14 protein-coding genes are annotated in these 14,746 nt (G+C 63.4%); 9 read left to right on the top strand and 5 right to left on the bottom strand.

From position 1 onward, the window contains the following. Positions 1-18: 18 nt before the first annotated feature. Entirely contained in the window at positions 19-498 is a 480-nt protein-coding gene (locus KUF59_RS28635) for an Lrp/AsnC family transcriptional regulator (protein ID WP_212402470.1), read from the bottom strand. Positions 499-654: 156 nt separating this feature from the next. Here KUF59_RS28635 and ald point away from each other — a divergent pair, with 156 nt between their 5' ends. Further along, positions 655-1,767 (top strand): alanine dehydrogenase, encoded by a 1,113-nt coding sequence (gene ald, locus KUF59_RS28630; protein WP_212455545.1) that lies wholly within the window; start codon positions 655-657, stop codon positions 1,765-1,767. Between the two features lie 252 nt (positions 1,768-2,019). On the opposite strand, the gene KUF59_RS28625 is transcribed toward ald, so the two are convergent. From KUF59_RS28625 to KUF59_RS28615, 3 genes are read right to left on the bottom strand one after another with little or no spacing between them, the layout of a single operon-like run. Further along, positions 2,020-3,930 (bottom strand): flavin-containing monooxygenase, encoded by a 1,911-nt coding sequence (locus KUF59_RS28625; RefSeq protein ID WP_212455544.1) that lies wholly within the window; start codon positions 3,928-3,930, stop codon positions 2,020-2,022. Then, entirely contained in the window at positions 3,927-4,574 is a 648-nt protein-coding gene (locus KUF59_RS28620; protein ID WP_212455543.1) for a TetR/AcrR family transcriptional regulator, read from the bottom strand. The genes KUF59_RS28625 and KUF59_RS28620 overlap by 4 nt, the downstream gene beginning before the upstream one ends. Then, the gene (locus tag KUF59_RS28615) at positions 4,571-6,064 is read right to left on the bottom strand and encodes an AMP-binding protein (protein WP_258767259.1); all 1,494 of its coding nucleotides are present in this window, start codon (positions 6,062-6,064) and stop codon (positions 4,571-4,573) included. The genes KUF59_RS28620 and KUF59_RS28615 overlap by 4 nt, the downstream gene beginning before the upstream one ends. Before the next feature lie 182 nt (positions 6,065-6,246). Between KUF59_RS28615 and KUF59_RS28610 the strand changes: the two genes are divergently transcribed. The 5 genes from KUF59_RS28610 to KUF59_RS28590 all read left to right on the top strand — a co-directional run bounded on the left by KUF59_RS28610 (position 6,247) and on the right by KUF59_RS28590 (position 11,008). Then, a complete protein-coding gene (locus KUF59_RS28610) occupies positions 6,247-7,506 on the top strand; it encodes an ABC transporter substrate-binding protein (protein ID WP_212455541.1) in 1,260 nt (419 codons plus the stop codon). A gap of 106 nt (positions 7,507-7,612) precedes the next feature. After that, complete coding sequence (locus KUF59_RS28605) at positions 7,613-8,515, top strand: branched-chain amino acid ABC transporter permease (protein WP_212455540.1); 903 nt, start codon at positions 7,613-7,615, stop codon at positions 8,513-8,515. Continuing rightward, complete coding sequence (locus KUF59_RS28600; RefSeq protein WP_212455539.1) at positions 8,512-9,540, top strand: branched-chain amino acid ABC transporter permease; 1,029 nt, start codon at positions 8,512-8,514, stop codon at positions 9,538-9,540. The genes KUF59_RS28605 and KUF59_RS28600 overlap by 4 nt, the downstream gene beginning before the upstream one ends. Before the next feature lie 2 nt (positions 9,541-9,542). Next, positions 9,543-10,298 carry an ABC transporter ATP-binding protein gene (locus KUF59_RS28595; RefSeq protein WP_212455538.1) on the top strand — a complete coding sequence of 252 codons (756 nt, stop codon included), beginning with the start codon at positions 9,543-9,545 and terminating at the stop codon, positions 10,296-10,298. Next, on the top strand, positions 10,295-11,008 hold the full coding sequence (locus KUF59_RS28590; protein ID WP_258767258.1) for an ABC transporter ATP-binding protein: 714 nt from the start codon (positions 10,295-10,297) through the stop codon (positions 11,006-11,008). The genes KUF59_RS28595 and KUF59_RS28590 overlap by 4 nt, the downstream gene beginning before the upstream one ends. 39 nt (positions 11,009-11,047) lie before the next feature. Here KUF59_RS28590 and KUF59_RS28585 read toward each other — a convergent pair whose 3' ends face one another. Further along, a complete protein-coding gene (locus tag KUF59_RS28585; protein ID WP_212455536.1) occupies positions 11,048-12,016 on the bottom strand; it encodes a LysR family transcriptional regulator in 969 nt (322 codons plus the stop codon). 104 nt (positions 12,017-12,120) lie between these two features. Between KUF59_RS28585 and KUF59_RS28580 the strand changes: the two genes are divergently transcribed. The 3 genes from KUF59_RS28580 (at position 12,121) to KUF59_RS28570 (ending at position 14,727) form a co-directional block, all read left to right on the top strand. After that, positions 12,121-13,149: an oxygenase MpaB family protein gene (locus KUF59_RS28580; protein WP_212455535.1), complete on the top strand. Its 1,029-nt coding sequence runs from the start codon at positions 12,121-12,123 to the stop codon at positions 13,147-13,149. A gap of 133 nt (positions 13,150-13,282) precedes the next feature. After that, positions 13,283-13,501: a hypothetical protein gene (locus KUF59_RS28575; RefSeq protein WP_212455534.1), complete on the top strand. Its 219-nt coding sequence runs from the start codon at positions 13,283-13,285 to the stop codon at positions 13,499-13,501. 164 nt (positions 13,502-13,665) lie between these two features. Continuing rightward, positions 13,666-14,727 (top strand): YeiH family protein, encoded by a 1,062-nt coding sequence (locus KUF59_RS28570; RefSeq protein WP_212455533.1) that lies wholly within the window; start codon positions 13,666-13,668, stop codon positions 14,725-14,727. Positions 14,728-14,746: the final 19 nt, after the last annotated feature.

The following is a 14,746-nucleotide window of genomic DNA, read 5'->3' as shown; positions in this document are numbered from 1 at the left end:
CGGCCGTTTCGGCCAGCGCTAGCGTTGCGTCTCCCGAAACACCACCGGCGGCACGGCGCGGTTGACCACCTCGCGGAGCGCGAAACTCGATTGCACGCGCGCGACGCGCGGCAGCCGCGACAACTCGGTGCGGTGGATGCGCTCGAAATCCTGGATGTCGCGCGCCAGCACGATCAGGATGTAGTCGTCGGTGCCCGACATCAGGAAGCAGCGGACGACCGAGGGGCATTTCACCACCTCCGCCTCGAACGCCTTCAGCGCGTCGTCGCTCTGGCTCTCCAGCGCGATCCGGACCAGCACCGTCGTGGTGAGGCCGAACTGCGCGAGATCGAGTGCGGCCTGGTAGGCCTGAATGTAGCCGTCATCCTCCAGCGCCTTCTGCCGCCGCGCCAGTGCCGTGCTCGAGAGCCCGACCTTGGTTGCGAGCTCAGTGTGGCTCGCGCGCGCGTTGGTGGTGAGTTCCGCGAGGATGGTCAGGTCTTTTCGGTCAAGGCCCACGGTTTCGATTCCAGCGTGAAAGAGAGGAATGGCGCCGGAAACCGGCGTTGGCATGGTGAAACTACGCGATATTTGCACGAAACCAAACTGGCGCTGCCGCTAACATCAGGAGGCGATTCAAGGCTTTAAGGCAAGACTCTCAGGAAGGAGCGCGAGATGCGCGTCGGTGTCCCCAAGGAAATCAAGATGCAGGAATATCGCGTTGGGCTTACCCCCGGTGCCGTCCGCGAATATGTCGCGGCCGGGCACAAGGTCACGGTGGAGACCGGCGCCGGCGACGGTATCGGTGCCTCGGACGAGGTCTACCGGCGGGCAGGGGCCACAATCGCGGAGAACGCGCGCGACATCTTCGCCAAGGCGGACATTATCGTGAAGGTGAAGGAGCCGCAGAAGAGCGAGTGGTCCCAGCTCCGCGAGAACCAGATCCTCTTCACCTATCTTCACCTCGCGCCGGACCCGGAGCAGACTAGGGGTCTGCTCGCCTCCGGCTGCACCGCGATCGCCTATGAAACCGTCACTGACGCGAGCGGTCACCTCCCTCTGCTCGCGCCGATGAGCGAAGTCGCCGGCCGCCTTGCGATCGAAGCTGCCGGCGCAGCGCTCAGGCGGTCGGCCGGCGGTCGCGGCGTGCTGCTCGGCGGCGTGCCGGGCGTGCAGCCCGCCCGCGTCGTGGTGCTCGGCGGTGGCGTGGTCGGAACCCAGGCCGCCCGCATGGCCGCAGGGCTCGGTGCCGAGGTCACCGTCATCGATCGCTCGATCCCCCGCCTGCGCGAACTGGATGATCTCTTTATCGGGCGCGTGCGCACGCGCTTCTCGACGATCGAGTCGGTCGAAGAGGAAGTCTTCGCCGCCGACGTCGTCATCGGCGCGGTGCTGGTGCCCGGCGCCAGCGCGCCTAAGCTCGTCACGCGTAAGATGCTGGGCTCGATGCGGCCAGGATCGGTGCTGGTCGACGTCGCGATCGACCAGGGCGGCTGTTTCGAGACATCGCGGCCGACGACCCATGCCGACCCCACCTATGAGGTGGACGGCATCGTGCATTATTGCGTTGCCAACATGCCCGGCGCGGTGCCGGTGACGTCGAGCCAGGCGCTCAACAACGCGACGCTGCCGTTCGGCCTGCAGCTTGCGAAGAACGGCTTTGCCGCCGTGCTCGAGAACCAGCATTTGCGCAACGGCCTCAACGTCTATCGCGGCCGCATCACCAACAAGGCGGTGGCGGAGAGTCTTGGTCTGCCGTTCTCGCCGACGGAGGGACTTGCAGCGTAGAGGCGCCCAAGTTACGCGGGCTTTTTGTGGCGACTTCTTCCTTCTCCCCTTGTGGGAGAAGGTGGCATAGGCGGCCTCTGGCCGCCGTTCACTTAGAACGCCGATGCTTCGCATCGGTTATAGCGCCGGATGAGGGGTTATCTCCGCAAGTTCGGTAAGAGTTGGTCTCGCGGAAGCAACCCCTCACCCGGCTTCGCTTCGCGAAGCCACCCTCTCCCACAAGGGGAGAGGGTGCACCGTCTATGCGGCTTTCTATGCCTTCGTCAGCCGGTACTGTCCAAAATCCGGATCGTGCGTCATGCGCCAGTAGTCCACGAAGCGCCAGGGCATTGCCGAGAACACACGGCCGCTCTTGTTGCGGTAGTAGGTCGTCATGCCCGGATGGGTCCAGATCATCGCTTCGTGCTCGGCATCGACCTTGCGCACGTAGTCGTCGAGCACGTCCTGACGGACGTCGATCGCGGCGACGCTCTGCTCGATCATGTCGACGAGACAGGCCGAGATATAGCGGCTCTGGCATTCCGACTGGAAGATCACGCTGCCACCATGCGCCGGGCCGGCGTTCGGGCCGAGCATGCAGAAGAAATTTGGGAAGTCGGGCACGGTGAGGCCGAGGAAGGCCGTCGGATTGTCGTTGGCCCAGGCCTCTCGCAGGTTCTTGCCATCGCGGCCGGTGATGTTGAGGCGTGCGGCCATCTCGGTCACCTTGAAGCCGGTCGCGATCACGATGATGTCGGCGGGACGCTGCTCACCGTCTGCGGTGACGATGCCCTCGCGATCGAAGTGGTCGATCTCATCGGTGACGAGCTCGACATTGTCTCTCGTCAGTGTCTTGAACCAGTTGTTGTCGAGCAGGATGCGCTTGCCATAGGGCGGGTAGGTAGGCACGCATTTTGCGATCAGATCCGGGCGGTCCTTCAGTTCCGACAGGATGAAGTCGGTGAGCTCCTGCCGGTGCCGGTCATTGCCCTTGTTGACGGCGCGCTCGGGGTGCGGCCAGGCCGGGTCCTTTCGCAGGAACGGCAATAGCCCGTCGCCATAGCGCCAGAACATGTTGAAGCGGTACCACTTCACATAGAATGGCAAATGCGCGAGCAGCCATTGCGCGCCCTCTGTGATCGGGTCCGAGTAGCCTTTCACCGGCCGCGCCCATTGCGCGGTGCGCTGATAGACGGTGACGGAGGCGACGCGCTCGGCGATCGCAGGCACGAGCTGCATCGAGGTTGCGCCGGTCCCGATCACCGCGACATGCTTGCCGTCGAACTTGATGTCACCGGACCACAGCGCCGAATGCAGGATCTGGCCGCCAAAATCCTCCTCGCCCTTGAAGCGGGCGCGCGAGGGATCGTTGAGCTGCCCGATGGCGCTCACTAAGGCCGTCGATTCGAATGTCTCTTGGCCATCCTTTGTCTTCAACGTCGAGATCCATCGCCGCTTGCCTTCGTCCCAGTGCGAGGAGGTCAGCTCGGTGTTGACGCGCAAATGTTTGCGGATGCCATACTCGTCCGCGACCTTCTGCAAATAGGCGAGCAACTCCTCGCGCTGGCAGAAATAGCGTGTCCAGGGATTGAGCGAGCCGAAAGAGTAGGAATAGGAGTGGTTCGGCGTGTCGACGCCGCAGCCGGGATAGCGGTTGATCCACCAGGTGCCGCCGAGCTCGGCGTTCTTCTCGACGATGGTGTAGGGGATGCCGAGATGGCCGAGTGTGACGCCGAGCGCAATGGCGCAGACCCCGGCGCCGACGATGAGGACCTGTTGCTGCGCCAGCGTCTCGTCCGACGGGCGCTCGCGCCAGCCCGCCTCGCGCGGCACAAAGCCCATCTCCTCGCGCATCAGCGGCGCGTATTCCCGTGCGACGTTCTCGCCAAGGCAGGCACGCATCATCTTCAAGAGAAGTTCTTCGCCGGGATCGGTGATGACGGGTTTTGGTGTGCCGTCGGCAAACAGCTTGATTACGGCGGCGCGGATTTCGTCCTGAACCTCCCTGGGCACACCGGCGTCGGGATCGGGAATGAGGCGGATGTCGCGCTTGGGCAGATAGGGCTGCTCGAGCCAGCGCGTATCACCGGTCATATGCACCAGCACCATCAGGAGGCAGCGGATGTCGCCTTCCGCGATCGCCGAGGCGAGATCGAGTTGCTTGCGCGGGAGCTCGATGTTCATGGCGTCGTCTTCTCCCCGGAGGCATTGAACAGGCCGCGCGTCATCAGCTTGCGATAGGCGGAAATGACGTGGTCGGGCACGGCAGTGACGCCATCGGCCGAATAGGAATAGCGACGGCTGAGATAGCCGCGCGCGCCCATCAGCATGTGGACGATGGCCTCGAATTCCTCGTCGCTGAAGTCCTCGATCGCGCCTGCGAGCCGGGCGCGGCGCAGGATGCGCACATAGGCGGTGGAGATGTTGTCGAGGTGCTTCTGGTAGCCGGAGGGCGCAAAGAACTCGGCCTCATTGAGGATGCGCAAGAATTCCGGCACCTCGCGGATGAAGTCGAAGAAGGCGGAGAAGCGCTCGATCTCCTGGCGCGCGGCGTGCGCCGTGCCGGTGCGGGCGCGGATGAAGTGCACCATGTCGATGCCGATTTTTGGCAGGAGCTGGTCCAAAAGCTCCTGGCGGTTCTCGAAATGATTGTAGAAGGTGCCCTGCGCCACGCCGGCCTGCTCGGTGATGCGGGCAACGGAGGCTTCCGCATAGCCGTATTTGCCGACGACTTTGGTCGCGGCCTCAAATATCTTCTGCTTGGTCCAGGCGTTGCGCTCAACGCGATTGAGCTTGGTCACCTTGGCCGTGGCTCGCGCTTCCGTCATTCAACGCTCTCCAGTTCGGCGCGCAGCACGCGCTTGAGAATCTTGCCCGAGGGGTTGCGTGGCAGGCTGTCGCGGACGACGAGCTGCTTTGGCACCTTGAAGCTCGCAAGGCGGGCGCGGCAGTGCTCGGTGAGAGCCGGGAGCTCCAGCGCGGCACCATCCGCCAGCACCACGACGGCCACCGGCCGCTCGCCCCAGCGCGCGTCGCGCAATCCGATCACCGCGACCTCGCGTACGCCTGATAGCTCATAGATCACACGCTCGACCTCGGAGGAGGCGATGTTCTCGCCGCCGGAGATGATCATGTCCTTCTTGCGGTCGGTGAGGAAAAGAAAGCCGTCGTCGTCGAGGTAACCAACGTCGCCGCTGCGGAACCAGTCGCCGAAGAAAACGGACGCCGTCTTCTGCGGATCCTTCCAGTAGCCCTTGGTGATTTTGGGCCCGCGCAGGCAGATCTCGCCGTTGACGTTCGCGGCCAGGCGATTGCCGACCTCATCACGGATCTCGATCTCGACATGGGCGATGGCATGCCCGGTGGAGCCGATCTTCTCGATCTCGCGGCCGGCGTCCATAAACGTGTCGCCGCCACAGGTTTCGGTCAGCCCGTAAGCGTCGATATAGCGCGCGTTGCGAAAATAGTCGGAGAAGGCGCGGATGCGCACCTCCGGCGTCTTCTCGCCGCCGCCAATCGCCCATTTGAGGCTCGACACGTCGTAGCGCTCGCGGGCAGGGCAGGTGAGCATCGCCGTCGTCATGACCGGCGCGAACCAGGCCGCGTTGAGGTTGTCCTCCGCAATTGCGGCGAGCGCCGTCTCCGGTTCGAAATCGCGCTGGATCGAGATGAAGCCGCCGTGCCAAAGCACGGCAATGCCGGGTAGGTCGAGCGCACCGACGTGGTAGAGCGGGCCGACCACGAGGAGCCGCGTATCGGCGCTCAAGGCCAGCGCGATCGTCTGGTCCGCGGACTTCCAATAGAAATTCTCGTAAGTCAGCATCACGCCCTTGGGACGATCTGTCGTGCCCGAGGTGTACATCAGCCGCATCAGGTCCGACGGCGCACAGACATGCATCGGCACCGGCCTCGCATCGCCGGCAAGGTGCGTGACGCTCTGTTGTGCTGACGCGTCGAGCGCCACGACCGTCGTCCCCGCAGCATTCGGCGCGAGTTCTTCGTCGACGATCAGGATGCGCGCGCCGGCATTGCCGGCGATGTAGCCGACCTCGTCGCGGGAGAGGCGGAAGTTAATCGGCAAAAACACCGCGCCGAGATGACTAGTGGCGAAGACAAGTTCGAGGAACGCCGCGCTGTTCTTCATCAGCACCGCGACCACGTCGCCCGCGCCTATCCCGCACGTGGCCAACCAGCCAGCCACCTTGCGCACGCGGGCGTCGAATGCCGCATAAGAGATCTCCTCGCCGCGATATTTCAGCGCGGGCCGATCCGGAGTCCGGCGGGCGTGGAAGGTGATGAAGCTCGACAGGTTGATCATGGCTCGGACATTGAACCGCTTTTGGAACCGCTTTTGCCGGTCCGTTTCTCTCTCGATGAATTCTGACTCGTAATTCATCTTTGGCTTGACGTCACCCCCTTACCTCTGAAATTCTCACAGCCACGGAGACGAAAACGATCTCCGAGGGAATGGGAACGCGAACCCCGAACAGGGAGGGGACGATGACGAGAACCCGCACACCGGGCATCAGCCGCCGTTCGACTCTGGCGCTGATGGGCGCCGGTGCAATGTCCTTTGCCGCGCCGTGGGTGGCGCGCGCACAAGCCAAGACCATCAAGATCGGCATGCCGACGATTCTGTCGGGCCGTGTCGCGCAGCTCGGCACGTCGTCACGCAACGCCGTCATGCTCGAAGTCGACAAGATCAACGCCGCCGGCGGGCTTGCGGGCCGGACCATCGAGATGGTGATCCGCGATTCCAAGGGCCAGCCGCAGGAAGCCGCGCGCGTGGCGCGCGAGCTCGTCAACACCGACGGCTGCGAGCTGCTGATCGATGCCGAGGCCTCATCTGGCGCATTCGCCGTGCACGAAGTGGCGCGCGACCTCGGCGTGTTCTGCATCCACACCAATTCGGAAACCTCGGCGCTAACGGCCGATCCGAAGCAGCAGATTCCGAACGCCTTCCGCACCGCGCGGCAGGGCGTGCACGACTCCATCGTCGGCGGCAGCTACGCGGCGGCGATTGCCAAGGCCAAGGGTTTGAAGAAATGGGCGACGTGCTCGCCTGATTACGCCTATGGCCGCGACACCACGGCCGAGTACACCCTCTACCTGAAGCGCTTCGCGCCCGACGTCGAGATCATCAGCGAGTCCTGGCCAAAACTGTTCCAGCCCGACTACACCGAGGTAGTGACGAAGATCCTGCAAGCGAAACCGCAGGCGCTCTATTCCTGCCTGTGGGGCGGCGATCTCACCTCCTATATCGACCAGGCGAACATCTACGCGATGTTCGGCCAGATGGAGGTGTTTGCCGTCAACATGGCCGACTACACCGCGCTCACCGTGGTGAAGAACTTGCCGAAGGGCATTCACTCCGGCAACCGCTACATCAAGACTTTCCCCGGCACCGCCGAGAATGCCGCATGGGGCGATGCCTACAAGGCGAAGTACAACGAGTACCCGACCAACTGGTCCTGGGAGAACGCCACCGCCATGATGCTGATCGCGGAAGCCGCGAAGAAGGCCAATTCCGCCGACGGCAAGAAGCTTGCCGAGGCGATGCGGGGGCTGACCATCAAGTCCCCCTTCGGCGCCGATGGCACGGTGACCATGCGTGGCGAGGACCAGACCCTGATCGGCTACGCGATCGGGTGGGGGACGACGATCCCGCAGGAGCCTTACGTGCCGGAGGTGAAGGCCGGCGACTGGAAGACCATTCTCGAGCTCGAAGCCGAGTGGAAGAAGAGCAAGGGCTACGCCTGAGGCTTGGTCCAGCAGTTCGACGGAGGTGGCCTAGGCTGCCTCCGCTCTTCACGATGGGGCTTCACGCACATCGATCATCCCGGTGTGCCGCAATGGAAATGCTGCCGTGGATCTCGACGCGCTCACCGGGTGTCTTTCAAGTCCGGCCTGTCTGGTGACGCAAACCACCAGCGGGCTCATCATCGGCATGCTCTTGTTCCTGGTCGCGGTCGGGCTGACCCTGATCTTCGGCGTGCTCAAGGTCGTCAATTTCAGCCACGGCGCCTTCTATATGTTCGGCGCCTATTTTGCGATGGCGGCCTATCAGCTCACCGGCAGCTTTGCGCTGGCGATGCTGTGCGGCGCCGCCGGCACAGCGATCCTCGGGCTGATCTTTGAACGCGTCTTCATGAGCCGGGTCTACGGCGCCGATGTCCTGATGCAGCTCCTCGTCTGCTACGCCTTCGTGCTGATCTTCGATGACGTGGTGCGGATCATCTGGGGGCCTGAATTCAAGTCGATGGGGATGCCGAGCGCATTCCAGGTGGTGCCGCTGTTCATTGCCGGCGGCGTGGTGCCGCCTTACTATCTGTTGCTGATTGGCGTGGCGCTCGCCGCTGCAATCGTGCTCGGCATCGGGCTGTCGCGCAGCCGGATCGGCAAGGTGATCCGCGCGGCCGCGCAAAATCCCGGCATGGTTTCGGCGCTCGGCATCAACACCGGCCTGATCTATGGCGGCGTGTTCGCGCTCGGGGGCGGGCTCGCGGGACTTGCAGGTGCGCTCGCAGCGCCCGTGCGCTCGCTGACCCCGGGCATGGGATTTTCCGTGCTCATCGAATCCTTCATCGTCACCGTGATCGGCGGCATGGGCTCGATCCTGGGCGCGCTGATCGGCGCGCTGCTGCTCGGCCTGATCCGCTCCTTCGGCTCGCTCGGCTTTCCCCTGTTCACCGAAGGACTGATGTATCTGTTCATGGTCATCGTGCTGGTCTCGCGGCCCACCGGCCTGTTCGGCAAGGAGGTCGCATGACCGAGCTCGAGGCCGGACGCGCGGGGGCGCTCGCAACGCCGCGCGACGCTGCGTCCGCGTGGCGGTCGCGCTATCTCGACCTGGCTGTCGCGCTGATCGCGTTTGTGGCACTGGCAAGCCTGCCGCTGTTCACGGGCAGCAAGGCGCTGCTCGATTTCGTGATTCGCTGTTCGGCCTACGGGCTGTTTGCGACCTCGCTCAATCTGCTGGTCGGCTATACCGGGCTGACCTCGTTCGGGCATGGCATGTTCTTTGGCCTCGGTGCCTACGGTTTTGGACTGATCATGCAGCGGCTTTCCGTGCCGATCCCGGTGGCGTTCGTGGCGTCTCTCGCGATCACTGCCATTGCTGCGACGATCATCGGCGCGATTTGCGTGCGGCTGAAGGAGATCTATTTCGCCTTCGTCACGCTCGCCTTCCAGATGCTGATCCACTCGACGATCCTGTCCTGGCCGTCCTTCACCGGCGGCGACCAGGGGCTGCGCGGCGGCATTCCGCGGCCGGCATTTCTCGGCATCGATCTCTCCAACCACGTCCATCTCTATGTCATGAGCTGCGCGCTCCTGATCCTCGGCCTGCTCGCGATGCGGCAGATCGTGCAATCGCCGTTCGGCTTCACGCTGCGCATGATCCGCGACAATGCCGCGCGTGCGAGTTTCCTTGGCATCGATGTCTACCGGGCCAAGCTGACGATCTTCGTGCTGGCGGCACTGTTCGCCTCGATGGGCGGCATGGTGATGGCGCTGTTCGTCTCCGGCGCCTATCCGGAATTCGCCTATTGGACGATCTCGGGCGAGGGCATTTTCATCAACATGTTAGGGGGCGTCTCGACTTTCTTGGGGCCAATGGTCGGCACGGTGCTGCTCCTGCTGCTCAACGACACCGTCACGCGGTTCACCGAGTACCACGGCATCGTGCTCGGAATCGTCATCCTGTTCTTTGCGCTTGGCTTGCGCAAAGGCCTGCTCGACTTCGTGGCCGAGTGGGTTGCGCATCGGCGCGATGCGGGAGAGGGGCGGGACTGACCATGCTGGAGATCCGCAATCTGCAAAAGTCATTCGGTGGCGTGAAGGCGACCAACGACGTCACGCTGGATTTCGCCGACGGCTCGCTCACCGCTGTGATCGGCCCGAACGGCGCGGGCAAGAGCACTTTCTTCAACCTGATCACCGGCGCCTTGAAGCCGGACGCGGGCCAGATCCGGCTCGACGGCGTCGAGCTCGCCGGGCTCTCGCCGCCGGAGATCGTGCGTCACGGCATCGGCCGCGCCTTCCAGGTTGCGAGTATCTTTCCTTCGCTCACGGTGCAGGAGACGATGCTCGCCGCCGTCAGCGCCGACCAGCGGACGTCGTCGGTGCTGCACCGGCGCTTTCCGCTTCCCGAGACGCGCGACCGCGCCGAACACGTGATGGAGCTGCTCGGCCTCACGGCCAAGCGCCACCGCACCGCCGCGACCTTGTCGCATGGCGACCAAAAGCTGCTCGACATCGCACTGGCGCTGGTGCTCGAACCAAAAGTGCTGCTGCTCGACGAGCCGACTGCGGGGATGGGGCCGGAGGAGCGCTGGCGCATGATCGACAAGGTGCGCGAGCTCTGGGAGACGCAGAAGATCACCGTCGTCTTCATCGAGCACGACATGGACATCGTGTTCAAGATCGCGCCAAAAATCGTCGTGCTCTGCTACGGCCGCATCCTCGCAACCGGCGCGCCAGACGAAATCCGCAACAACGCAGCCGTGATCGAGGCCTATCTCGGCACCGAACATGCGGGAGCCGCCGCATGAGCGCAGCCGTGATCGAAGTCGCCGATCTCGACGTCTACTACGGCACGAGCCAGATCCTGTTCGGTGTTGGCCTGTCGGTGCGGCAGGGCGAGACCATGGCGCTGCTCGGGCGCAACGGCGCCGGCAAGTCGACCACCATGAAGGCGATCATGGGGCTTGCGCCGCCCCGGCGCGGCACGGTCAGCCTGCGCGGCGAGGTTATCTCGGGATGGAAGCCGCACCACATCGCGCGAGCAGGCCTCGGCTTCGTGCCGGAGGATCGCCAAATCTTTCCCGAGCATACGGTCGAGGACAATCTCATCATCGGCCGGAAGAAGGGACCGGACGGCCAGGATGAATGGCCGATCAGACGCATTTCCGATGTCTTCCCGCTGCTCGAGCCGCTCAAGGCTCGCATCGCGGGCCGGCTTTCCGGCGGCGAGCAGCAAATGCTGGCGATCGCGCGCACGCTGATGGGCAATCCGGCACTCTTGCTGCTGGATGAGCCGAGCGAGGGGCTTGCCCCGATCATCGTGCAGCGGATCGGAGAATTGTTGCGGCAACTCCGCAGCATCGGCTCGACCGTACTGATCGCCGAGCAGAACATGCACTTCTGCTTGGGTCTGGCGAGCCACGCCACCGTCATCGACAAGGGCCAGATCGTCTATGCCGCCGGCATTGACGAGCTAAAGGCCGACGATGCGATCCGTCGCCGCTATCTGGCTCTGTGAGTTGCGGCGCGGTCGCCGGCGGTGACCGCGAGGGGACGCTCAGCGCAATCTGCCGAGGCGCTGTCCATCGATCTGGAAATGCCGCGTCGGATCGTTGTTGAGGAATAGCTTACCGGTCGTCTTGCGCAGCCAGATCTGCGCCGGATCGTTCGCAACTTTCTGATGCCAGTACTGCTTGATGGGAATGCGCGGAATGGCAAATGGCGGCCAGAGCGCACGCAGGCCCGGCAGGTTCTCGAACGCAACCGCTATGACCTTCGGAACGGTGGCGACAAGGTCGCTGTCGCGGACGATGAAGGGGATATTCATGAAGTGTTGCGAGCGAAAGGCGATGTTCCGGCCGATGCCGGCCTTCTTGATCATAGTCTCGAATTTCTTCTGACTGTGCCCTTCGCCCACCAGCCCGATATGCCTGGCTTCGGCATATTGCCTGAGGGTCAGTTTCTTGCCGATGGTCGGATGATCGTCCCTGACCAGACAGACGAAGGGATGATCGAAGAAGCTCTGGACGCGAATTGCACCTCCGGTCAATTCGGGAAGGTAGCCGATGGCAAGGTCGACCTTGCCGTCGTTCATGGCCTCGTTCAATTCGAGCGGCTCGAGACAGACGCACTTCACCGACGCATGCGGTGCGAATTCGCGCAACAGTCGCAGGATCGACGGAAGGAAGACCATCTCGCCGATGTCGGTCGTGTTGATCACGAAAACGCGCCGGCTGCTCGCCGGGTCGAACGCGGGCTGGTTCAGCAACTCGTTGCGCAGGATATCGATGACGCGGCCGAGCGGCGCCCGCAGCGCGTGCGCCTTGGCGGTCGGTTGCATGCGCCCGCCCGTGCGCACGAACAGCTCGTCGTCGAAGATGTCGCGCAGCTTGCGCAAGGAATAGCTGGCCGTCGGCTGGCTGATCGAAAGCTTGCGCGCCACGCTCGACAGGTTGTTGTCCCTGAGCAGGCCGTCCAGGACGAGCAGGACATTGAGATCGAGATTGCGGAGGTCGACGGCCGTCATCGAAATCATCAATAATGACTATTATATCTTATTTATATCATCGATCATCTGCAGCGCCTAGCATCGGCGCGTCAATAAACAAGCAAAGTGACTGGGAGAACGCCATGACCAGCGAGGCATCTGCCTTGCCGGCCGGCGCGAGCGCGCGCACGCCGGTGAAGGGCTACAAATGGATCAGCCGTGAGATCGAGGATCTGGATCCCGAGCAGGATTTCGCGCGGATATGGGCCTTGACGATTATCTACTATGCCGATGAAACGCTGGTGAACCTGCTTTATGCGACGGGCATGCCGCGCTTCACGCAGTCTCCGTTCGGCAGTGAGCTTTTGATGCGGCGCAGCCGCAAGGCGAAGGACCTCAAGCATGAGCGGGCCAACGACACGCTCTCGCATTTCTGGCGCTGGTTCGAATATGGACCTGCGCATGTCGAGACGTGGCGGTCGCTGGAGCAGGTCAATCGCATCCACGACGCCATGTCGAAGCTGGTGGTGGAGGCCTTCACCCGGGATGACTTCATCTACACGACGGCTTGGCTCGGCACGTTCCTGCACCGGTTTCGCCTGTTTCTGGGGCTCCCCGGCTTCAGCGAGAAGCAGAAGATCGCGGCTCATCATTTCTGGCGCGACATCATGGCGATGATGCGCGGACCGGACGGCTATGTGCAAGGCTATCCCGCGGACTTCGCTGCGATGGAGGCGTTCGTCGACGAGTTCGAGAAGCGTCCATGGCCAAAGACGGAGACGGGCAGGGAGCTCGCTGCCTACGTCGTCGACCAGTTCAACGAGGCGCAGCTTCCAAAGCCGTTGTGGGGGCTCGGGCGCCAGGTGGTTCTGACGGTTCAGTCGAAGCGTATTCGCGATCTCCACCAGATGGGCGATCCGAACCCGATCGCCGCCTGGCTGATCAAGCGAGCCCTCTTCGCCAAGGTCTGGGTGGGTGAGAATTTGCTGCCGGATCCCGAAATGAACGCGCCGGAGCTCGCGCGGTCGAAGGGTGAGACGGCGAATCAGCATCGCGAGCCAAGAATGGTTGCGGCAAGCGCATGTCCCTTCCATTCGCTGGGGCAGCGGCCCCCTGCGGGGCGCAAAGCCTCGGTCGAATCCGGCTCAGGCGCTCACGAAGATCGCCCCTGAGAAGAAAACCATCGTCCGCGCTGTGTCGTGCGGAAGGAGTTTCCCTTCGCGACGCCAAAAAAGCCAATCGCTTCCATTGCCGTTTGAGCCGGAAACGACGACATTTCCTCCACAAATCGATGGATTGGCTGCGATGGAACGCGTGAATTTCGAGCCGTTTGGCGAGCGCTTGGCCCCCGAGGGGGATGCCCGGCCGCAGTCGCGCGCGTCCAAATACCTGCTGTGGGCCGGCACCGGCGTGTTCTGGTCGCTGGTCGGAGCCATCGTTCTGGCCCGCGCGGCCTTCTTCGAGCCCGGCGTTTTCGACGGTTTTAGCCGCGTTGCCGCGCTCGCCAAAAGCCTCATCTTCTAGGCGTCGGATCTCCCAAAATTAGATCTTGCGTGGTGCGACGCCTGTCAGCAGGTGTGGAAGATTCGCGCCCCAAGGACATTACTTGCTTTCATAGCTCCCGCTTAGAAATATATTACCCACTCGCGCCTCCAGGCGTATAAAATCTTCTCCTTCGGGAGATTTGAGTGGCCGATAACAAAGTATCCTCCGCAGCCGGCGCAAGACCGGCGACCCCCGCGAGCCGCATCGGAGCGCTGATTCCCGGCATCCTCCTATGCATCGGGATCGCCGGCATTTCCGCAAGTCTCGAAGGCGTCGAGCGGCACATGTTCGCGCACCCCTATGTCGAGGCGCTTGTCATGGCGATCCTGCTCGGCATGGCCGTGCGCAGTTTCTGGAAACCGTCCGAGCGCTGGCAGACCGGCATAGCCTTCAGCGCCAAGCAGCTCCTCGAAGTTGCGGTGATGCTGCTCGGGGCTTCCATCAGCTTTGCGGCGATCGCAGCCTCCGGCATCGCCTTGCTCGCCGCCATCGCCGCCGTCGTTGTGATCGCGCTGGCGGTCAGCTTTGGCCTCAGCCGCATGCTCGGATTGGGGACGCGGCTGTCGATCCTGATCGCCTGCGGCAACTCGATCTGCGGCAATTCCGCGATTGCCGCGGTGGCGCCGATCATCGGCGCCGACAGCGACGAGATCGCGTCGTCGATCTCGTTCACGGCGATCCTCGGCGTGATGATGGTACTGGGCCTGCCGCTGCTCATTCCGCTCCTGCAATTGTCGGCGACCCAATACGGCATTCTCGCAGGCCTCACCGTCTATGCGGTGCCGCAGGTGCTGGCCGCAACGCTTCCGGCGGGATTGGTCAGCACGCAGATCGGCACGCTGGTCAAACTGATGCGCGTCCTGATGCTCGGGCCGGTGGTGATCGTGCTTTCGCTGTTCGCTTCGCGCTGGCAGGGGAGCGCACAGAAGAAGTCCAGCGTAGGCTTCTTCCGCCTGGTGCCCTGGTTCATCCTCGGCTTCCTTGCGCTCGCGACACTTCGCTCGCTCGAAGTGGTGCCCGCCAGCGTGGTGAGCCCGCTGACGACGATCACCGGCTTTCTCACCGTGGTGTCGATGGCCGCGCTTGGCCTCGGTGTCGACGTGCGCGTGCTCGCCAATGTCGGGGGGCGCGTGACCGCCGCGGTGACGCTGTCGCTGATGCTGCTGCTCGCGATCAGCATCGGGCTGGTGCACTGGTTCAAATGAGTGAGCGCAATGGCGGTGC

Source organism: Bradyrhizobium arachidis (assembly GCF_024758505.1).
In the GTDB taxonomy this organism is placed as follows: Bacteria; Pseudomonadota; Alphaproteobacteria; order Rhizobiales; family Xanthobacteraceae; genus Bradyrhizobium; species Bradyrhizobium manausense_C.
The sequence above is the reverse complement of the archived record's forward strand: the minus strand, read 5'-3'. Positions and strand labels throughout refer to the sequence as shown.